This is a genomic window from Paenibacillus herberti (genome assembly GCF_002233675.1).
In the GTDB taxonomy this organism is placed as follows: domain Bacteria; phylum Bacillota; class Bacilli; order Paenibacillales; family Paenibacillaceae; genus Paenibacillus_O; species Paenibacillus_O herberti.
Window position 1 is genome coordinate 1,481,376 of record NZ_NMUQ01000001.1, and the last position, 20,372, is coordinate 1,501,747.

Below are 20,372 nucleotides of genomic sequence, written 5' to 3' on the forward strand. Positions count from 1 at the left end.
GTCCATATTTCTGCAAATTTTGTGTATAATCCCTTCACGTTCATCAGGACTATAATTTGATCAACAGGAGGGATCAGCGAAATCATGGAAACGATTATAAACAAGAAAATGCAGCGAAATGGAATGGCTCTAGGTGGGATTGGTTCAGGGACGGTAGAAATCAATCAAAATGGCGTGCTGAAGGATTGGCATATTTTTAACCTGGGGCAATGGGCATCGCGAGAAGCTAAAAAATACAAGCTGGAAAACCTGTACGATTACGATACAAATGTAATGCCTTTTTATATCCGCACCAAACAAGGAACGGATATGCCGAAATTCAGAAAACTGTCCCATGACTTGGATGGCGGAGAGTTTCGGTCGATGATGTATTCCTGGCACAAAGAAGTCAAAGAAATACACTATGAGGCGTCTTTTCCAATCAGTGAGCTTAATTACTTGGATGAAAGTCTTCCCGTTAAAATTCGTTCGGAGTTCACTTCTCCTTTTGTACCTTTAGATTCTCGTGTAAGCGGAACTCCAGGGTTCTATGCGACTTTTTCGATTGAAAACACCAGCGACGAGAATGTCGAAGTATCCCTGCTCGGAAAACTGAAAAACCCGATTAATAGAGGGTTGAGTAACCGGGAGCTGAAAAATCGCCTTCACAAAAGCGATGATCGTGTTTCCGTTACAATGAGCAGCGATTCGAACGACTCTCACCAACAAAACGGGAGTATTAGCTTTTCCGTCGGCGGTGGAGATAACAGTTATATTCAAGGTGATTTCTCCAGCTACTTTGCTAATTTTGTGTTAGAGGGCGAATTTGGCGTTACGGAGCAATCGTATCTGTTTGACTTTAGAGAGACGGGCAGGCTGCCGAACTTAGGGACGGAGACCTTTCCTGGACATATCGCCCAGATAACCGATGACGAGCTGCAGCAATTAAACGATCTGCAGATTAACGAGCTGATGTCACAAATTCTTGAAATAGCTAGCTCAAATCCTCCATATCAACGCATTCTTGAGATCGATCAAGCGCTGTTGGCGGATAGAGCCGGGAAAATAAAATTTATACGCGTCATCAGAGAACAAATGAATAGCATCCTTAAAGATGCCGAAGGGCATGAGGCTTGGGGAGATGCCGCGCTTTGTTCCAGTGTTACGTTAAAACCGGGAGAGAAAAAGGATATTCAGTTTATCGTTTCTTGGTATTTCCCGAATCACTTTAGCGATCAAGGCGGCTTTGTTGGGCATATGTATACGAATTGGTTCAAGGATGCCAAAGAAGTGAATGACTATCTGAGCGCCAATTCGAACGATATTTTAAATAAGGTGAAAAGGTTCGCGAACGAGGTAGTCGCTTCTGACACTCATCCTTCTTTCGTGAACAATTGGACGAATCAATTAAATACCGTAATTAAAAGCTCTTGGTGGTCTAAACAAGGGGATTTTTCCATTTGGGAAGGTTATGGAAGCTGCGGATTTCATACGATGGATATTACGTATCAGGGATCGTTTAATCTGTTGGCGTTATTTCCGGATCTGCAGCTAGGGCAGATGGAGCTAGGGGCAAAGTTTCAAAGAGAAGACGGAAGAGTGCATCATTTCTTTACTCCCGATTTTTGTTCCGTAGATAACGGGTTTGATCGCGTGGACATGAATCCGCAATACGTCTTGCTCGTTTGCCGCGATTATCTTTGGACCGGCAATATCGACTATGTGAGAAGGCTTTGGGATTCCATCGTACTGGCTATGGACAGCATTGAAAAAATAGACCAGGACGGAGATTGTTTGCCGGATACGGAGACCGCAAGCAATACGTATGATGCGTGGCAATTCAAAGGAACGCCGTCTTATATAAGCAGCTTGTGGTTGGCGGCTTTGCTTGCGGCCTCCCGCTTGGCAGAAGACCTTGGAGAAGAGCAGCTTAAAATCAAATGGCAGAACATGCTGGAAATTGGCAAAAAGAATTTTGAACAGAAGTTATGGAATGACGAGTATTTTAGCTTGTGGGTGGATGGCGAAGTAAGAGATGAGTGCTGCATGGCGGATCAAATTGATGGACAGTGGTTTGCGCAGCTGATCGGATTAGGCAATTTCATCCCGGAAGAGCTGACACAAAAAGCGCTGAAAGCTGTATTTAATCATAATTACCACACGGAGACGGGACTCATCAATGCGGTATACCCGAAGCATGCCAAACCAACGTTATATACCCATCGCAATGTTCAGGCAGAGGCCAATTGGTCTGGTATTGAGTTCGCTTTTGTATCGGCATTAATGGAGTATGGACATGTTAATGAGGCGATTGAGTTATCCCATAACGTGGATCAAAGGTATATTCATGCGGGAAGAATATTTAATCATGAAGAATGCGGCGATCATTACTACCGGGCCATGGCGGGATGGTCGATTCTATTATCTGCTTCGGGCTTTAAATTGGATGTTCCAAAAAGCACGGTTACGTTTGTTCCTCCGGTGGAGAGCATTCAAGCTCCTTGGTTTGCGCCTTCCGGGTATGGCCGCTTCATTAAGAAGTCGGATACTTTTGAGCTCCAGTGTACGGTCGGCGAAATAAGCTTTCAAACACTCGTTCTGAATATCAAGTCAATTGAACAAATACAGGTCAATGGCGAGAATTTGAGTTTCAAATTTATTGAAAATGCAGACCGCACAATCATAAAATTTGATGGAATCATCTCGCTTAAACCCGATATGAAATTAGTCGCGTTCCGGGAAGCTCAATAAATAATCATTGTAAAAACAAGGTATTACCGCTTTCAAAGGGTATTACCTTGTTTTGTCTACTAGGGAGTTGTCTTCTTGCTTCCATAGCTCCTGACTTTTATATACTTGCGGAGAATGAAATCTTAGTTTTTTAAAAATTTTGGAGAAATATAACGGATCGTTGAAGCCAGTGGAGCGGGCAATCTCAGAAATATTCAGATCGGAGTGTTTCATCAGCTCACAGGCTCGAGAGATTCTAATATTCATTAAGTATTGCTTGGGAGAAACCTTCATATGCTTTTTAAAAATAGAACAAAAATAGCTGCGATTAAACCCCAAGCGGTCGGCAAGCTCGGATATTTTAAAATCGTGCATATATTGATGCTGAATATATTGCACAGCTTGCAGCACATGTATATTTTCTTTGCTTAAATTCGTGCTATTTTTATTATTTTTATTGTATTGCTCTGTTAATAGAGAAAAGAAAATATACAATAATCCTAAGCTTTTAATATACGGTACGGAATAATTGCTGGATGATTGAATGATAGCTGACATATTATCGATTAGAAGGCCGTCATCATCGAAATGAAACAAGCGATTCTCATCGTTCAAGCCGCAATGCTCTAGATATTGTATAGTATTCAGCCCATGGAAGCCTACCCAGTAGCAATGCCACGGGTCGTCTTCCTCAACTCCGTAGTATACGGCTTCTCCTGGATAAATAACAAAACCGTCTCCTTTGCTCACTTCGTAGGTTCGGTTCTTCGTTATAAACTTCCCTTTGCCGCTATCGATGTAATGGATCAGATAATAATCTCTTGCAGCCGGCCCAACATGATAGTTAGGGCGGTACTGCTCTGCACCGCATTCGTATAAGGCCAGATCGACATTGCTTCTGTCATCTGTTTTGCGGGAAGTGAATGAGTAATTCATCGGGAAACCTCCAATTATTTATACATATAAATTAGTCTTAACTACAGTAATAATTTTAAGATGAGAGTTGAACTAAACTCAGCACTCAATCAAATACTTATTCTGCTACCCGAGAGTAAAGTAATGCAAAAAATTGAGCAATCAGATTAACCGTGACCTAGAACGTGTTAGACAGCGTTATATGCAGTCCACAAAGGCCGAACTGGTGGAGCATCTGATAAACAATATGTTGCTCAGCAGAATCAGATTTGGCTAAAAAATGAGTTCGAGAAATTTCAATGAAACGCGAAGGAGCCTCCACACAAGTTGGGGCTCCTTTGTTTATTTAGAACTCACCTGACTAAATTCGTCACGTAGAACCACATTTGGAACAAAACGAACATAGATAAGTTCTCCAGCAAAATTTAAAGGCATATTACATTATCAATTGTTTTTTAATTTGTATTATGCTCATTTTGTTCGCTCTACAGAATACAGAAAAAATTCCATATCTATATTCCTAAAATTCTTAGTATCTTTATCAATAATATTCATACCGTTTCGAACAGCAACTTTTTGAGAGGCTATATTTGTATCCCTAATAATAGAATAAACCCTATTTGCATTAAGAACTGAGAAAGCGTATTCCTTGCAAGCAATTGCCGCTTCTGTTGCGTAACCTTTGTGCCAATACGCTTTTTGAAACAAAAATCCTATTTCCAAAATTTCTTTTTCTCTCCAGCCTTGCATTGTCAAGCCACATTGACCAATCATTTCGTTTGTTTCTTTTAATACAACAGCCCAAAGTCCAAAACCATACTCATCATATCTTTTAAGATGTCTGTTAAGCCAATTTTGTGCTTCTTCTAAGTTGAATGCACTTTCATAAGCAGCACGCATTACTTCCTCATCACACAATATTCCGCACAATGCATCATAATCGGACTGCACCATTTCTCTAATTATAAGACGTTTTGTTTCTATCAAAAATCTCCCACCTTTCTATATCGGCGTTGACCATTTTTGCGTTCAGGAGGAGGAAGGAGCCCAACGGATTCATAATAACGCAGCGTCGAGGCATTAATCTCTGCCTTTGCCGCGAGCTGACCAATACTCAATCCAGCTATAACAATCACCTCTTGACTTAAAGTTAGCTTTATGTTTTATGAATTGCATTATAACTTTCTTGGAAGGTGATGTAAATGAAAAAGGGCAGTTGGCTTGCCGGTCTTGGAATATTAGGGGCATGCGCTTTATGCTGCGCGCTGCCGCTTATTGGAGGTCTAGCTGTTATAGGGATATCCTCCTTCTTTTTGAATCCGTTTGTTATTGCTGGTGTCGCGCTTATATTCATCGTAGTTACCATCATGATTTATCATAGACGAAAAACAAATGGATCCACTTGTATGTCAACAGGATGTGGTTGCAACTCTTGCAAGACGAAAGGAGCATAAGAGATATGGAACAAGATATACCGGTGGCATGCTGTCATACTGTATTTACAAGGGAACAACGCGTAGAGTACAAAAGTATCTGGGGAGGGCTTGAAACAAGAAGGATCAGCATTTCCGAGCTTGAAAACGGATATCAATATCAATTTCCTGGAGATGCGGAAACGCTGCAGCTTATCAATGAATGGGTAAGCATGGAGCGAAAATGCTGTCCATTCTTAACATTTACGGTCATTGCGCGCCATACAGAAGAGCCTATTTTTCTGCAGTTGACAGGAAATGAAGAAGCAAAGGCATTCCTGCAAGCGGACATTCAGTCCAACATAAATATCATAATAAGTGAATCATAGGAGGAAAAATGGCCGCAGCTATCAGCTGCTTTTTCGTTCATCGGAAGATCTCGGCGGAGCAGAGCCGGAGCGCGAAAGGAGAGCGAAACCTTGGAACTTATAATTTTGATATCTGAAAAAGACATATATAATGTATGACACTATATAAAAACCATTGATACATAAGGGGTTTTCCACAATCACAGACATATGTATAAAATACGAGTTTTGTGAATATGTATGGTTAAAATAAAAGGGGGCTTTTGAATTTGCAGTGCTTTTATTGTTGTCCAATGTCACAATTGCATCCTCATCTTCAATGATGACTCAACGCTATCATTAGATTTTTTGACACTAGTCCCACAATTAAACTTCTTCATTGCGGGACTAGTGTGTCAAAATCCCAATTCTGTTCTAGAAACAGTTCATAAAGGATTCTTGTTGTTTATTATGCTCTTCCAATTATCCGAGCATAATAGTTTGGTCGCAGCTTACTACCCCTATAGAACTTTCGATCTGGTTTCCAATTCTTCCTTTTTGATCTTTCTACTCTCAAATTATTCGTTTTAGGAGATTGTTACTTTATATATTAACACATAAGTGGTCAACTACACACCACCTTCGCTACGCTTAGAGGTGGGTGCTTGTAAGTAGTCCTTAGATAGCGACTCCTACGTTCGGCACGCTGACGAGTGCCCTGCTCCGAATATTCAGAGCAGCAACATTGTCGGCAGGAGCAGCGTACTCGCAAGCCTGACAACGGAACCAATCTCTCGTTTTGCGGTTCTCTTTGGCAATGTGCCCGCACTGTGGACATTCTCGGCTTGTGTTGCGTGGATCAACGAGAACGACTGGCACGCCTGCAATCAAGGATTTGTATTCGATATACGAGCGAAGCTGTGCAAATGCCCAAGCATGCTGGTTTCGACGCTGAGCCTTACGAACCGTTATCCGTTCACGAATGCCTGTTAAGTCTTCTAGTGCAAGCAGCGAACGGTGCCTTTTGGCTTTCTCAACCATATGCTTGGATATGCAGTGATTCACGTCCCTGGAGAAACGGGCTTCTTTGCGTCTGCGGCGAGCAAGTAGACGTTTAGCGGACTTTGTTCCTTTTGCTTGGAGCTTCGCACGAAGTTTGGCATTCCGATACCTTACCGCATTAACCGTATCGCCGGAGTGGGATTCTCCCATGCTATCGGCAGCAATATTCTTTATGCCCAGATCGACCCCTATGGCGTCAATTGGCTCGTAGGGCTCGTTGTCTGGAAGCTCAACTACAAGTAACAAATAAAAAACACCATCATGCCAAACAAGGTCGGCTTGTCCTCGGATATTCCTGCCCTGCATAACACCCTGATGATATGGGCTGATCCCCATCGGCACCTTAATGCGTCCATCCAGCGTTAAGATCGAAGCAAGCTCTAGTCCAGTAAACGATAACGTTCTCGCGTCATAGCTCATTGCACCGGTTTCACGAAACGAAATCGTTTTCTCCACGTTTTTCTTGCCTTTGGGCTTCTTGTATTCCTTTTTCTTTTTAGCCTTATCCGCACGATAAGCATCCGCTACTTTGCGTACAGCTAGAATGGTCATCTGAGACGATAACTGGAATTTATCGCGAACGTCATAGTAAACGAGCTTTTGTAGTTTGATGCGGTTATATTCGGACTGCTCAAAAGCGAACTGACTGATAAAGGTGCAAGCAGCGTTATATCGTTTCATGGTTTCTAGCAATTTTTCATGATGTTCTTGCTCCAAAATGAGCTTAATCTTCGTTGTTATCAGCAATTTTCTTCACCTCCTTCATTCCTATTTTAGCACGAAATGGGTGATAAAATAGGCGAACAGTCAAAGGAAGCTGAGCTTATCCTACAAGCATGTCATTCATCCCCCGCCTATAGAGGACGGGAGAATCCTGACACTAAAAGTGTTGAATTCACCTCCGTGCCTTCGCTTAGGCTACGTCCTTCTCATTCCATTTCTAATTACCTATTAAATAACGTGCGAGTAGCATGTAGTGTTTGAACAGTCTAGTCCAAAGGACCTGATTTTTGCCCATCTTATCTACGACGTCTTCAATCTGGGGTAAACTGGTTCTATCTGAACGCAATTTCTCGCAAGGAGGTCCCTATGCCGTCCGACATGCATGAAACCGGCTTCCGCTCCCGATCGGAGCGGAAAAAGAAGGAAAATACGACCGTCATCAACGGGGTACTGGCGGCCGCAGGACTGGCCGTCGTGCTGTTCGCTCTCTTTTTTGTCATGTATCCCTTCGACAAGGACAACCAGGAGCTCGCCTCCAGCTTGCCTTCGGCCTCGCCCTCGCCCGTCCCGACCGGCACGGAGTTGCAGGCAGTATCGGAGTTGCCGCTTCCATCCTCGTCTCCAAGCGTGGATCCGGCGCCTTCCCCCGAGCCGGACGAAGGCGCCTATGAAGAGCCCAATCCGTCTCCAACAGCAACGCCAAACAAGGCTCCGGCACAACCGACAGAGAAACCGGAGCCGACCGAGGTTCCAGCGAAGCCTTCGGCGAAATCAACTGCTTCCAGATCCGGAGGCACCTATATCGTTAAGGAAGGCGATACGTTAACATCAATCTCGGTCGCGCAATACGGCTCTAAGGACTACGTCTCGCTGATCGCAGAGAAGAACGGCATTGTTTTCGTGAACGACATGAAGCCAGGTGACAAGCTGACGCTGCCTCCGAGATCGTCGAAGCCATCCTCAGAAGGCAAGAAAAGCTTATCGACGAACGGCACGAAGGAGATCGACTATTCCAAGGTCAAGCTTCCGGCGACTTATCTCGTCCTTCCCGGAGACACATTCTATCGCATCTCGATCCGCTTTTATGGCACTGGCAAGCATGCGGGCCACATAGCTAAGAAAAATGGGCTAGATGCGGATGCCGGTCTAAAAGCGGGAGTTTCGATCACCATCCCGGCCAAGCCTGCTAAATAGGTGGGCTTGCTCTATCGCATAACGATTTGCAAACAGCCTTGACCGGTTAACGGTCAAGGCTGTTTGCACAAGAACTCCCATACGATCCAGCCGTCGATGCGTGATCAGGTCCTGCCGCAGAATGATTTGGAACGAGGTGATAAGTATCTTAACTTTCATTACGGAAATACCAATTGGCAAAGTTATGACCAAAGAAAGACTCCATGGAGGCGTTATCCCAACAATTCCCCTTGCACGAGCCAACTTAAATGCCGGAGCGTATGTAATGGCTTTGTCCGTTACGTGCTGAACGTTTCGGTTTAATTCCAGTTGTTTCATTTCGTATTCGGTGAATATTTTTGATGCGCCACTAGTTTTGCCCATATTCCATACCTCACTCTGTTCTCATTATCTTGATTTAAACACAAATGACCCGCAAGAAGGTCACTTTTTTCAAAGTGTCCATCTTACGGGTCACAGTTCAAGGAGACGGCTTTTCCTTTAGTTTTTAACTAGCTTAATGGAGTCAAATGCTAGATCATAGTCGCTAGATGCACCATTTTTCCCTGTAACTGTAAATCGGAACGTTTGATTGCCCGTCATCGTCACTGTGCCCAAGTTACTTTCCGAATACCCGCTTGCTGCCGAATATTGATCTACCACCTCGCCTAAATTTGTGCCATTGACGGAGAGCTGGTAGCTTCCTTTGTTATTGGCGATTCGACTAGTTGCATATACCGTATATGTTCCTGGATCCGCCACATTGAGCGTATACTGCACATAATCTCCTATGCCGTTCGCATTTAACATGTTGAAAGACGTCCCAGTGGATGAATCGTTTAAGTTACTCTGCCCATCGCCATATGATGTAGTTGCCGGCAGCGACTCCGCTTCGTAAATCGTTGTGCAATCAACCAGCCTAATAGAGTCAAATCCTAGGCTATGACCGCTAGATAAGGCATTTTTCCCTGTGACCGTAAATCGTAACGTCTGACTGCCTGCCGCGCCAATCGTCACTACGCCTACATTGCCCTCTGTATATCCGGATGCAGCCGCATATTGATCCACCACTCCGCCTACATTGGCGTCGTTAACGGAGAGCTGATACATCCCTTTATTCGCAGCAACCCGGTTATTCGAGTATACCGCGTATGTTCCTGGTTTAGACACGTTGAGAGTGTACTGCACATAATCTCCAGGGCTGTTCGAGTTTAAGTTATTAAAGGACACTCCTGCAGCAGTATCGTTATAGTTTGCCTGCGAATCTCCGGCGGAAGTGCTTACAGGCAGCGACTCCGCTTGGTAGACCATTTTTTCGCCAAAATTCACATCATCAACCAGCATCCATTGCGTCGAATTCGCATACGAGGTGAAAGCGACCGTTGCCTGACCGTTCGTAACCTGAACATTATCCAATGTAATCTTCGTCCAGTCAGAAGCTGCTGGAACATTGACAAATTGTTCGGTGCCGCCATAGTCCAGCACACTCATTTTGGCTGTAGCCTGTCCACCTGAACTCTTCACCCAAGCGCTTAGCGAATAAACCCCATTGGCAAGCCCATGTAGAATCTGCTTGGTCGTCACCTGATAATCGCTCGTGCTTGCATGTTTTAGAGAACGCTTACCCGAATGGGCATCCGGTGTCGTCATAAAACTAGCCGTTTTATCACCTGTTTCAATCCAGGTTGGCGTATCCTGGTCTGTGTATCCACGGAACGTTTCTTCGGGCCTGAGTTCCATTCCCGGATTGGCAATCTGGTTGGTTCCAGGATAACTCTTGGAATAGTAGCGGAAATAGTCGAATTGGCTTTCGCCTGGCAGTTTTGTAACGTCCGGAAGACCTTGATACGGAAGCCCCGTTAGCCAAAAATTAGCTTGGGAATACGGTTGAGGCGTCGCAATCGTATCGATCGTAAAAACTAGTTGTCCATCTAAGTAATATTTAATGTACGTAGGCGCCCAATCATATGCAAATACGTGCCAATCATCCTTCGTGAAGTTAAAGCTGTGATGTTTCTCCGCATATTGACCACCCCATTCGTTTAAAAGCCACGTATAAGTCCCGGATTTCATGTAATTATAAGGTGAGTCATATTCAAAACCGTCAATCTCAGTCGCTTGGTTGTAATAAGGCAAATTGCCTGCGGCAATTTCTGCATCCAAGCCCAATACATTGTTTGCGGCCAGATGATTGCTCAGCCCCATGCTCCAGAAAGACGTATGGAAACCTGCTGTTTCTTTAAAGAGCTTTCCTCTCATTTCATAATAGCCATAACCAAACGCCTTCTTGGTGATAATACCGCCTCCGGTTCTAACTGCGTGACCGTCTACCGTTTCGCTCTTGAAATCAATATGCAGCAATCCATCAGATTCCCGCACATTTTCTTTACGATTGTAACCGTTCCCATCAGCGATAACAGGAGCATCGCGGAAAAACCAATCGTTCTGATTAACCGCTGCATCATTAAATTCATCGGAAAAATAAAGTGAATAACTGCCGTCTGGAGCAGCTGCGGAAGCCGAAGTTGAATGAAAAACCAGAGCAGTAACGGTTAATAAACATGCGGGTACTGTCACGCGAATCGTTTTTTTCCATTGAGTTGATAAATTCATGTGTTTATACCTCCCAGTAAAGTTCTCCGTTAATTCATTTAATTTTTGACTAAAATAATATAATCGAATCCGAGACCATAACTGCTAGCTGCAGCATTTTTCCCTGTAACGGTGAAACGGAATGTCTGGCTGCCGGCTGCCCCTATTGTCACGGTGCCTAGGTTGCTTTTAGAATAACCGGATGTCGATGCATACTGGTCTACCGCGGAACCCACATTCGTCCCGTTCACAGACAGCTGATAAATGCCTTTATTGGAAGCCAGGCGATCGCCAGCATATACGTTGTATGTTCCGGGTTGAGCTACACCCACCGTATATTGAATGTAATCGCCAATTGCATTCCCTAACAAGCTGTTGCTTGTTATTCCAGCTGTGTCAGTAAAATCCGATTCCCAGTCCCCAGCGGATACGCTAGCTGGCAGTAGTTCAACTTCATATTTTTTATCGGCTCTGACCAGTTTGATTGAATCAAAACCTAGCGTATAACCGCTGGATGCGGCAGATTTCCCCGTAACCGTAAAACGGAACGTTTGATTGCCTGCCGCGCCTATCGTTACTGTACCTAGGCTGCTTTCAGCAAAACCAGTTACTGTCGCATACTGATCGGCGGTTGTGCCCACGTTTGCGTTGTTGACGGCTAGTTGATAGATTCCTTTGTTGGCCGCAACGCGATCACGCACAAACACGTTGTATGTTCCTGCTTGAGGCACATTCACATTATACTGAATGTAATCACCGATACTATTACTAAGGAAGCCGCTAAAAACTTTCCCCGCAGCTGAATCCGTATAACTCGAATACTGATCCCCAGCAGATACAGAAGCTGACAGCGCTTCTGCCTGGTATTCGTACTCGTTTCCATTTTCAATTGGTGGCGGCGTAGTATCGTGGAAGCTCACATCATCGATAAGCATCCACTCCGTAGAGTCTGCATTTGACGTGAGAGCGATAGTTGCCTGACCGCTGGTAACTGGAATGTTGTTCAAAGTAACCTTTGTCCAAGTCGACGATGCGGGAATATCTACATACATCTCCGTCCCGCCATAGTTAGACACGCCCATTCTGGCCTGCGTCTGCCCCCCAGAGCTCTTTACCCATGCACTTAGTTGATAATCTCCACTGGCGAGTCCATTCAAATGCTGTTTAGTCGTCACTTGATAATTGCTAGAACTCGCATGCTTCAAGGCGCGCAATCCATTATGGGCATCCGTTGTCGTCATAAAACTAGCTGTTTTATCTCCTATCTCGATCCAACTAGGCGTATCTTGATCGGTATAACCTCGCGCCGTTTCTTTAGCTGTATACTCCATTTCTGCATTTCCAATATGGTTGGCACCAGAATAGTTCTTATTATAGTAACGGAAATAGTCGAATTGCGTAGTCCCTGGGAGCTTGCTGTCATCCGCAACATCATAACCAACCAAGGACGTCAGCCAGAAATTAGCTGGAGAAAAGGGTTGCGGCGTCACGGACAGATCAATCACATGCTGCAGAACACCGTCTACATAAAATTTAATAGCCGCCGGCGTCCATTCATAACCGTACACATGCCACTGATCAATATTCGGCACATCCACCCCTTTGCGTGGTCCTGCATAACCAGGTACATGAGTAACGGTTCCCGTGGATATGTGATTTCCCGAATTCGGATTTTCAAATCCGTCGATTTCCGTTATTTGGTTGTAATATGGCAAGTTACCTGCAGCTATTTCTGCCGCTAATCCCGTAATGTTGTTTTGGGATAAATGATTGCTCAGTCCCATACTCCAAAAGGCTCCATGTAAACCTGTCGTACCATTGAAGATCTTCGCTCGTGTCTCATAATAGCCGTAGCCAAACACCTTTTTTGTGACGACACCGCCGGACGTGTAGTACGACTTGCTATTAATCAATTCCTTCTTAAAATCAATGTTCAGCGCCCCGTCCGCTTCCCGCACGTTTTCTTTTTTGTTATAGCCTTTGCTATACGGGCCGGCATCACGATACATCCAGTCATTCTCATTAACAGCGTTATCTTCAAATTCATCCGAGTAGTATAAGGTGTAGCCTTGACCAGCAGGAGCATCGGCAAAAGCTGGCGCCGGTGTAAGAGCAGGAGTGATCGCGGCCATCAGCAGACAGATAGGCAGCACCGTACGTATCGAACTAAACCCTTTTGTGGATAATCTCATCTCTAATTCCTCCTAAATTTTTTAAATTGCCTGTTGCTCAGCGAAATATGACACTGGATCCTGCATCGCTGCCAATAGTTATGAACTGCCGTATCCCCTCCTAATCTACCTCCCAACCTATATAGAAAGCGCTTTCAACAAATAGTATAGGGCTATACATCTACTAAAAAGTTCAATATTTTTGGTAAATATTTTATTTTATTTGAAATATTTCGCATCACTCCTAGTCATGTCCCGTCACAATGATCTTTTCCCCAAAAAGTTCAAAACCTCCCTTCTTTTATAGCTACAATTGGTCATTTGAAAAAAACGGAAATACGTTAAGATACTATCTGAATCAAAACCGAAGGGTGGAAAAAGTTCGTGTTTAAAATGAAATGGAGTTTATTCTTTGCCGTTTTTATGGCGGTTGTACTGCTGCTGTCAGCATGTGCTGCCAATGCCGATAATCAAACACCTGGTTATTCACCGTCGGCTAGTCCCGCACCGCAGAAGACTAAAACAGCCGAATACGGAAATACAGCTACGTTCCTCACCTTCAAAGACGCCTCGGATCAGGAAATTATTCTTGCGAAGAAGCCGGAGCGAATCGTTGTACTGAACACTGAAGCGTTGGCCTTATTCTATCAGCTTGGAGGGAAGCCAGTTGGATTAGCGACGGCAGCAGGCACGACGTTGCCCAAAGGAGCGGAGACTGCCGAGAATGTAGGAGAAATACAGGCCGTCAGCCTGGAAAAAATAATCGCTTTAAAGCCAGATCTCGTCATCGGACAATCCTTCTTCCATGGTGAGCTGAGGAAATCCCTTGCGGCCAGCGGCATTCCTCTTGCACTAACCCAAATCGATACCTATGACAAGATTGTAGAGGCCGGCAAGTTGTTCGGTGGGCTGCTTGGCAAAGAACAAGAGGCATTGAAAGCGCTTGAGGAGACGCAGCAGCGCATTCAATCGATTGTAGAAAAGATTCCTAGTGAAACAAAATCTTTTGCAGCAATTACAATTATGCCAATGGGTGTCTCCATTCAACAAAGTGGTACACTCACGCTGGATGTAACAAGCCGCTTAAAGCTCAATAACGTAGCCGATGAAATGCCAGCAGGAAAATGGCCAGGATCCGTCCCTTACAGTCTAGAAGCTCTCATTAAAGCTGATCCGGATTTCATATTTCTTGAGGTTCATGGTACGGAGGAGGATGGAAAGAAGAAATTGGAGGAAGACATGAAAAGTAATCCGGCTTGGTCTTCTCTACGTGCGGTTAAGGAAGGTCGATTATCGTTTTTGCCTTCGGACTTCGTCAATAATCCAGGATTAAGTATAGATCAACCTTTCGCCTACTTAGCTAAATTGGTGTATCCTGATGTTTATAAAGAGTAACGCCGGAACGAAAGGCTTCCTCCCCTTTTCATCAAAGACAGCAGTTTTCATTTTCCTGATTTTGATTGCGTTGGCCAGTATCTTGTTCAGCTTGGTGCAAGGCGCGGTTAAAATTAGCGTCCCCGAGATTATTAGTGTGTTCAGAGGTACGGTAACCGGCGGTGCCCATGATATTATATGGAATGTCCGGTTTCCAAGAACATTGGTCGCTGCCATTGTAGGTATTCACTTGTCTCTTGCGGGAGCGTTGCTGCAAGGCGTCATGAGAAATCCGATGGCTGATCCGCATATTATAGGTGTCTCCTCAGGTGCTGGCCTATTCGGTATCGGTATGATCATCTTATTCCCCGCCTATAGTTATTTGATGACGCCGGCTGCATTTCTGGGTGCACTTGGCGCTGCTATGCTAGTATATGCGCTGGCTTGGCAAAATGGAGTAAAGCCTGTCCGTCTTATATTGGCAGGGATTGCCGTTTCGTCGTTTTTCGGTTCCGGTATTTCGGCCATGCTGGTCTTCTACAGCGATCGTGTGGACGGAGCCCTGTTATTTATGGTAGGAGGTTTATCCGCCAAAACCTGGCCGCACTTTATGCAGCTTCTTCCTTACACGATCATCGGAGGCTTATGCGCACTAATGGTTGCCGGACGGATGAATATTCTCACCTTGGATGAGCAAAACGCAAAAGGATTAGGACTGCGTGTTGAGGCCACACGACTGTTCGTCATTGCAATTGCAGCTCTCCTTTCGGCCAGCGCCGTAAGCGTAGTGGGACTCCTCGGATTTCTTGGGATGATTGTTCCGCATGTGACCCGCCTTCTGTTTGGCCATGATTATCGCCTGCAGCTGCCGGCCTCCGCCCTAATCGGCATCTCGGTCATTGTCGTATTTGATACGATCTCTAGAATCATTTTTGCCCCAATTGAGCTGCCCGTAGGAATTATGATGGGTGCAGTCGGCGCTCCTTTTTTCGTCTATTTATTAAGGAAAAAAGGGTCCCATATCATATAGGGCTCCCGTCAACATTTAACGAAAATATACGCTAAGTACTCAATTATGTACGGCTTGGCGTTTTTTCTACTCTACTGAGAAATGCCGGTAATCCTTAACATACAGGATACCGGCATTTTTTCTGTCAAACAGAGCGTAGCGTACAAAAATCCGCATATTGTTGGCAGTACCCCAGGAACAGTGCCTTCTGACTGTCAATTGCTTTAAAGCCACAAAATCCTTAAGGTGTTTGCATTCCCATGCCAACGGCGCTGTTCAAATCATCATGTTCGCCCGTAGCAAAAGCTGCCCCTTCAATATGATAGACCCTCGGTTCTTCCGAAAAATATTCCTGTAAGCCCATCATGAACATTCGATGGTCTTCACTCGCTTCGAAGCCCGGTGTGTGATCTTCGAGTGATTGCCATCGCACGATTAAATTGAATAGCTGGGGGGTTTCGATCCCTTGCGCGAGGAAGTGACCGCCGTAACCCTTTGCGCGGCTGAGTAAAGGAGCGACCTCGGCAAATGCACGTCTGAACGATTCCATGTGTTCTTTGTGGACGGGGAGTAGAGCGATCTCATAAATCATGATGTACCTTTAAGATGAGCCGACGGCTCGACTGCAATCGCGATTTTTCCTTGGATACCGTTGCTCGGACTCTCCAGCCGGGCATGGGCGAGCGGAATGTCGGCAAGCGAATAGACGGCGCCAACATGCGGCCGCAGCTGACCGCGCTCTACCAATGCGCTCAACTCATCCAGCTTGCCGCGGTTTTGTCTTGTGAAGACGAAGTAATAACTCGCGTTTTTACCCCAAGCCTCAATGAGGTTTTGTGGCTGTGCAATATCCACGATCGTGACCACGCGGCCAAGTTGTGCGAGCACATCAGGGCTGCGCGACAATGTGTGGCCGCCGATGGTATCGAACACGACATCAACTCCGAGGCCGCCCGTTTCCCGCATGATGACGTCGACATAATCCTCCTTTTTGTAGTCGATGACTACATCGGCACCCAAACTCCGAGCGAACTCAAAGTTTGCTTCGCGCACGGTCGTGAACACCTTTGCTCCCATGGCTTTTGCGAGCTGAATCGCCACATGACCGACTCCTCCCGCGCCGCCGTGTACGAGAATGCTTTCCCCCACTCTTAGCCCCGCACGAACGATCAGCGCTTCCCACGCCGTCCCGCCAACCAAGCTCAGGCTTGCCGCTTCAAGGTGGCTCAGCGAGGAAGGCTTCTTCCCGATAATGCTTTCGGCAGCAACGTGGTACTCAGCATAACTTCCTGGCCCGTCAAATATTTGCGGGGTGTACCAGACTTCGTCTCCTGGAGAGAATGTTGTTACACCCGGCCCGACTTCTTCGACAACGCCAGATACGTCGTGTCCGGTAATGGCTGGCAGTGGCACCAAGTCGGAATAATCGCCACGTCGGACCTGGTAATCCAACGGATTGATGGAGGTTGCATGTACCCGGACCAGGACTTGCCCCGCGTGCGGCACAGGTTTGGGCACGTCGCAAAGTTCGAACGATTCCGGGCCGCCAAATGATTTAAGTATGATCGCTTTCATAGTAAATCCTCCTCTTTTCGTTAAAAAGAAATATCGGGAATTTTCGATACTTTGTGGCAAAAAAATTACAAAACTCCTTTCCCTGTAATCTCACCATGAGCACTGATGATTGTGCTTCGTTTTGCTTGTAGTATCAAGATTTCAAGGCGTGTACGGTTTGAATGAGCTTTGAATATTTCGAGTAATTCCATAACCTCCACGACCTCCTTAACCTGATTATATCGAAATTTCCCGATATGTCAATGTTGGAGACAACCGCCGAATTGTAACACTAGGCTAAATTCCTTGGTATCATCGAGACTGCCCAAGCCCTTGCCACCGCCGATCGATTGCTTGTCAAAACAGCTGGAGCACAGCAAAATCGGCGTTTGGCTGGTTGTTGCCTTATTTTCTGCAAACATAAACAAAAGCAGGCGGGAAATTCAACAGCTCGAGGGAAATGTTTTCGACTTCAAAATGCTCGGTTAACATCCCCTTCATCTGCAACGAATATTGGAAAGCGATCAATTGCCCCCCAGGCTTAAGTGCATCAACGCATTGGCGAATCATCTCTAGCCTCATATCGGAAGTAAAGTTATAAAAGGGCAGGCAGCTGAAAATACAATCGACTCCGCTTATGCCGTCTGTTTTGAGATAGTCATTTAACTGCAGGGCGTCCTCTTTGCACATCCATTTGGGAAATTCACGCTGAAGAATTCCCCTCATTTGTTCGTCTTTTTCAAAAAGCATAACTTGGACTTGGGGGCCGACCCGCTTCACAATCTCTCGGGTGAGCGCGCCGGTTCCCGAACCAAGCTCAACGACAGTCTGGATCTGCTCCAAGTGCGCTGCACTAATCATCCGCTTAGCCAAAAACCGTGAACTGGGCACCACGCTGCCCATGTATTTGGGGTCATGCATGTACTTTTTAAAAAACAGCAGCGGTTGATTCATTCCCATGCCCTTCACTTCGCTTCCTGTTTTCGGAAATCAGTTGATGGAAGTATGATATGGTTAAATTCCGATAGATGTTCTTTGAATTAGAATATACGGGCTCCCGCTGCTCGTACCAATTAAAAAAAGCGCCCAACCCTAATTGGCCGTGGCGCTGTTAAGATGATATTTACTTTGTCGGCAACAATTTGATGGCAGCGATTTCAGCATAGTCTAAGACTCTTATCGTTCCTTTTCCTAGTTGAAGAGGTTTCATCGTGCCATCCGCTGCTTTGCCGGAAGCGGGTACTTTGAATTTCAGATCAAACAGTCCAAACTTCGCCGTCCCTGTGTAAATAAGAGAGTTGCATTATCCTATTTTTAGATATGAGAATTTCTTTGTCCTTAATGACTTCGCTGCCACAAGCCTGCCCAATATATTTATTTGTCTCCCGAATTCATAACTCTCCATCTCTCATTTATTCATACTGGTTTGGATATATGAGGAAACAATTTTTCCGGATTTATCGTCTAAGAGTTTGTGTGCCCTGCACAAAACGGAGAACCCGGCGACAGCAAAGACACACTTAAGAAAAATTTCATTCCGATGGCTGCAAAACTCTCCTACACTTTTTACGACCTCTATCCAGGTCATTTCATCAATACAAGTAGGAAATTCAATTGAAGTTAACAAAAATCACACCCGTACCAGAGTGCAATGGATATGTTTATTAAACTATAAACGAGCAAAATCGGATACAGAAAATCCTAAATACACTTAGGCCAATTTAAATTGTTTACGAACAACGTCAAACGGAATCCCATTCTGACCGCAATCGTAGACAAACTGGAGCCGATCCAGTTGGACTTGCTTACGAACGGTACGCAATCCATCGCCAAATGGGCAAGGTCGTTCTAGACCGGTGGTACAGTACAAATGCGTCCAGGCCAGCAGCGCCCACAGACGGATAAAGGCAGTTGCCGAACGAACCTGGTACGTGTCGAAACCCAGGTTATTTTTAGACTGGCGAAAAAAGATCTCGATCGGCCAACGTTTGCTATAGTACGTGGAAATCGTTTCGGCATCCAAGGAGACGTCGGTGCACAAAAAAGCACGTAGGGCTTTGGGCACGCCAAACGCTTGCTCTGGCCAGCACAGAAGGACAGCGGCATTTTCAATATCATTTAAGGTGCCTTCATATCGATACGTCCAGTACGAAGTTCCGTTCACGGTCACAAGGCGAACGTCTTCTTTGCGAATATGGGCGGCAAAATCTTGCACGGAAATGCGAATGCCTTGCGGGTAAATGATTCGATTGGTTTTAAGACCCCCTATTAGGTGATACCCAGCAGAGGCGTAGCTATCAATGACCCGTGTACCTGTAAACCAAGAATCGACAAGCACATAGCCGCCATGAGGTGGAAGTGGAAGCGTAGCAGCCATCTCGCACACGTGATCGATTTTCGTATACGGGGTGCCGTCGGGATTCGTTTTCGTTTTGTCGTACAAGTCAATAGAGTGAATTAATGAAGTGTCACTGCTTTGGACCACCGTCGCTTGCACTTGATGGCCCCATACGATTTTTCCTTCCAGATGAGAATGATGAAATCCGGTCTGTTCTATCGGAGATTGTGCCTGTGACGAAGGCTTGGTCTTCTTGGAGATCGTATCATCATGAATGACAAACAGCGGCTCTGCCGTCTGGTTGGCGATTTGGACCACGCGCCGAAGCGACTCGTTCTTGACTTTATTTTGCAACACCGTTTCATCCCACTTGCCTTCAGCCAGAAAGTGTCCAAGCGTTGTACGATGGCAGTTACTATACTCGGCCAGATCCACAACCTTGCCACGAAAGCCTTTCGCCGTAGCGGCTGCCATGTATGTCTCGATATGCGCGACGACAGGTTTAGAGTAGTAAAGCGGCAAACGCTGCTGTAACAAGTAGTTGCGTAGCGCGGAATGATCAGGTACGATGACGGTATGAGACATAGCAATTTCTCCTTGGTGTGAAAATCGGTTGTGGTGACTACTTTTTACCACAAGGAGAACGCAATGTCTCTATTTTTTTGTCATTTTACAGTTCACTGGAAGTGAATTTGCTCATTTATAGTATTAAACGGTATTAAGGGAAAGGAGGTGGAACTTTGAAAGGCGTACTTAAATTGTTTGCGGCAGGAACTATAGGCGCATGCCTAGTCACTGGAGGAGCATACATCTATGTAGACAGTGCATCAGTAACCTGCGGCAGGAGATCCACGATGCCTAAATTCCCGAATCATCCACCCCAATAAACGGAGCCGGATCGCCTCTTGATGATTTCAAAATACAATTGCTATCTGATACTCTTCCCGGTAGAGTCATAAACGCCAATCATACCTCAAGAGCCAACGACATTAT

16 protein-coding genes are annotated in these 20,372 nt (G+C 45.4%); 5 read left to right on the plus strand and 11 right to left on the minus strand.

Annotated features, from left to right (window positions below):
• Window positions 1-84: 84 nt before the first annotated feature.
• Window positions 85-2,730, plus strand: coding sequence for a GH116 family glycosyl hydrolase (locus CGZ75_RS06835; protein WP_089523473.1), 2,646 nt, complete (start codon window positions 85-87; stop codon window positions 2,728-2,730).
• 42 nt (window positions 2,731-2,772) lie between these two features.
• Here CGZ75_RS06835 and CGZ75_RS06840 read toward each other — a convergent pair whose 3' ends face one another.
• From CGZ75_RS06840 to CGZ75_RS06850, 3 genes are all read right to left on the minus strand, one after another.
• Window positions 2,773-3,645: an AraC family transcriptional regulator gene (locus tag CGZ75_RS06840; protein ID WP_089523474.1), complete on the minus strand. Its 873-nt coding sequence runs from the start codon at window positions 3,643-3,645 to the stop codon at window positions 2,773-2,775.
• Window positions 3,646-4,095: 450 nt separating this feature from the next.
• A complete protein-coding gene (locus tag CGZ75_RS06845; protein ID WP_089523475.1) occupies window positions 4,096-4,611 on the minus strand; it encodes a GNAT family N-acetyltransferase in 516 nt (171 codons plus the stop codon).
• Window positions 4,608-4,760 carry a MerR family DNA-binding transcriptional regulator gene (locus CGZ75_RS06850; RefSeq protein ID WP_245850731.1) on the minus strand — a complete coding sequence of 51 codons (153 nt, stop codon included), beginning with the start codon at window positions 4,758-4,760 and terminating at the stop codon, window positions 4,608-4,610. The genes CGZ75_RS06845 and CGZ75_RS06850 overlap by 4 nt, the downstream gene beginning before the upstream one ends.
• Before the next feature lie 323 nt (window positions 4,761-5,083).
• Here CGZ75_RS06850 and CGZ75_RS06855 point away from each other — a divergent pair, with 323 nt between their 5' ends.
• Window positions 5,084-5,425: a hypothetical protein gene (locus CGZ75_RS06855; RefSeq protein ID WP_245850732.1), complete on the plus strand. Its 342-nt coding sequence runs from the start codon at window positions 5,084-5,086 to the stop codon at window positions 5,423-5,425.
• Between the two features lie 636 nt (window positions 5,426-6,061).
• On the opposite strand, the gene CGZ75_RS06860 is transcribed toward CGZ75_RS06855, so the two are convergent.
• The gene (locus tag CGZ75_RS06860) at window positions 6,062-7,192 is read right to left on the minus strand and encodes an RNA-guided endonuclease InsQ/TnpB family protein (protein WP_089523476.1); all 1,131 of its coding nucleotides are present in this window, start codon (window positions 7,190-7,192) and stop codon (window positions 6,062-6,064) included.
• Window positions 7,193-7,534: 342 nt separating this feature from the next.
• Between CGZ75_RS06860 and CGZ75_RS06865 the strand changes: the two genes are divergently transcribed.
• On the plus strand, window positions 7,535-8,362 hold the full coding sequence (locus CGZ75_RS06865) for a LysM peptidoglycan-binding domain-containing protein (RefSeq protein WP_089523477.1): 828 nt from the start codon (window positions 7,535-7,537) through the stop codon (window positions 8,360-8,362).
• Here the strand turns inward: CGZ75_RS06865 and CGZ75_RS25105 are convergent.
• The 3 genes from CGZ75_RS25105 to CGZ75_RS06875 form a co-directional block, all read right to left on the minus strand.
• Window positions 8,315-8,725, minus strand: a complete 411-nt coding sequence (locus tag CGZ75_RS25105) for a hypothetical protein (protein WP_176444706.1) — start codon at window positions 8,723-8,725, stop codon at window positions 8,315-8,317. The two genes, CGZ75_RS06865 and CGZ75_RS25105, sit on opposite strands and share 48 nt — an antisense overlap.
• Before the next feature lie 117 nt (window positions 8,726-8,842).
• Window positions 8,843-10,954, minus strand: coding sequence for a family 16 glycosylhydrolase (locus tag CGZ75_RS06870; protein ID WP_089523478.1), 2,112 nt, complete (start codon window positions 10,952-10,954; stop codon window positions 8,843-8,845).
• Between the two features lie 38 nt (window positions 10,955-10,992).
• Complete coding sequence (locus tag CGZ75_RS06875) at window positions 10,993-13,125, minus strand: family 16 glycosylhydrolase (RefSeq protein ID WP_089523479.1); 2,133 nt, start codon at window positions 13,123-13,125, stop codon at window positions 10,993-10,995.
• Between the two features lie 372 nt (window positions 13,126-13,497).
• On the opposite strand from CGZ75_RS06875, the gene CGZ75_RS06880 reads away from it, so the two are divergent.
• Both CGZ75_RS06880 and CGZ75_RS06885 read left to right on the plus strand, forming a co-directional pair.
• Window positions 13,498-14,499 carry an ABC transporter substrate-binding protein gene (locus CGZ75_RS06880; RefSeq protein WP_245850815.1) on the plus strand — a complete coding sequence of 334 codons (1,002 nt, stop codon included), beginning with the start codon at window positions 13,498-13,500 and terminating at the stop codon, window positions 14,497-14,499.
• Window positions 14,483-15,508 (plus strand): FecCD family ABC transporter permease, encoded by a 1,026-nt coding sequence (locus CGZ75_RS06885; RefSeq protein ID WP_089523481.1) that lies wholly within the window; start codon window positions 14,483-14,485, stop codon window positions 15,506-15,508. Before CGZ75_RS06880 ends, CGZ75_RS06885 begins: the two co-directional genes overlap by 17 nt.
• A gap of 220 nt (window positions 15,509-15,728) precedes the next feature.
• Here the strand turns inward: CGZ75_RS06885 and CGZ75_RS06890 are convergent, their stop codons facing one another.
• From CGZ75_RS06890 to CGZ75_RS06905, 4 genes are all read right to left on the minus strand, one after another.
• Window positions 15,729-16,079, minus strand: a complete 351-nt coding sequence (locus CGZ75_RS06890; RefSeq protein ID WP_089523482.1) for an antibiotic biosynthesis monooxygenase family protein — start codon at window positions 16,077-16,079, stop codon at window positions 15,729-15,731.
• The gene (locus tag CGZ75_RS06895) at window positions 16,076-17,122 is read right to left on the minus strand and encodes a zinc-dependent alcohol dehydrogenase family protein (protein ID WP_217900047.1); all 1,047 of its coding nucleotides are present in this window, start codon (window positions 17,120-17,122) and stop codon (window positions 16,076-16,078) included. Before CGZ75_RS06895 ends, CGZ75_RS06890 begins: the two co-directional genes overlap by 4 nt.
• Before the next feature lie 324 nt (window positions 17,123-17,446).
• Window positions 17,447-17,995 (minus strand): class I SAM-dependent methyltransferase, encoded by a 549-nt coding sequence (locus CGZ75_RS06900; protein ID WP_245850733.1) that lies wholly within the window; start codon window positions 17,993-17,995, stop codon window positions 17,447-17,449.
• Window positions 17,996-18,752: 757 nt separating this feature from the next.
• Complete coding sequence (locus CGZ75_RS06905; RefSeq protein ID WP_089523485.1) at window positions 18,753-19,964, minus strand: IS701 family transposase; 1,212 nt, start codon at window positions 19,962-19,964, stop codon at window positions 18,753-18,755.
• Between the last annotated feature and the right edge of the window lie 408 nt (window positions 19,965-20,372).

What these genes read in the sequence shown, in the direction of transcription:
- CGZ75_RS06890 (WP_089523482.1), bottom strand. Translation starts at nt 16,079, where the DNA reads ATGATTTATGAGATCGCTCTACTCCCCGTCCACAAAGAACACATGGAA.
- CGZ75_RS06865 (WP_089523477.1), top strand. Translation starts at nt 7,535, where the DNA reads ATGCCGTCCGACATGCATGAAACCGGCTTCCGCTCCCGATCGGAGCGG.
- CGZ75_RS06840 (WP_089523474.1), bottom strand. Translation starts at nt 3,645, where the DNA reads ATGAATTACTCATTCACTTCCCGCAAAACAGATGACAGAAGCAATGTC.
- CGZ75_RS06880 (WP_245850815.1), top strand. Translation starts at nt 13,498, where the DNA reads ATGAAATGGAGTTTATTCTTTGCCGTTTTTATGGCGGTTGTACTGCTG.
- CGZ75_RS06870 (WP_089523478.1), bottom strand. Translation starts at nt 10,954, where the DNA reads ATGAATTTATCAACTCAATGGAAAAAAACGATTCGCGTGACAGTACCC.
- CGZ75_RS06835 (WP_089523473.1), top strand. Translation starts at nt 85, where the DNA reads ATGGAAACGATTATAAACAAGAAAATGCAGCGAAATGGAATGGCTCTA.
- CGZ75_RS06900 (WP_245850733.1), bottom strand. Translation starts at nt 17,995, where the DNA reads ATGAATCAACCGCTGCTGTTTTTTAAAAAGTACATGCATGACCCCAAA.
- CGZ75_RS06855 (WP_245850732.1), top strand. Translation starts at nt 5,084, where the DNA reads ATGGAACAAGATATACCGGTGGCATGCTGTCATACTGTATTTACAAGG.
- CGZ75_RS06875 (WP_089523479.1), bottom strand. Translation starts at nt 13,125, where the DNA reads ATGAGATTATCCACAAAAGGGTTTAGTTCGATACGTACGGTGCTGCCT.
- CGZ75_RS06905 (WP_089523485.1), bottom strand. Translation starts at nt 19,964, where the DNA reads ATGTCTCATACCGTCATCGTACCTGATCATTCCGCGCTACGCAACTAC.
- CGZ75_RS06885 (WP_089523481.1), top strand. Translation starts at nt 14,483, where the DNA reads ATGTTTATAAAGAGTAACGCCGGAACGAAAGGCTTCCTCCCCTTTTCA.
- CGZ75_RS25105 (WP_176444706.1), bottom strand. Translation starts at nt 8,725, where the DNA reads ATGGGCAAAACTAGTGGCGCATCAAAAATATTCACCGAATACGAAATG.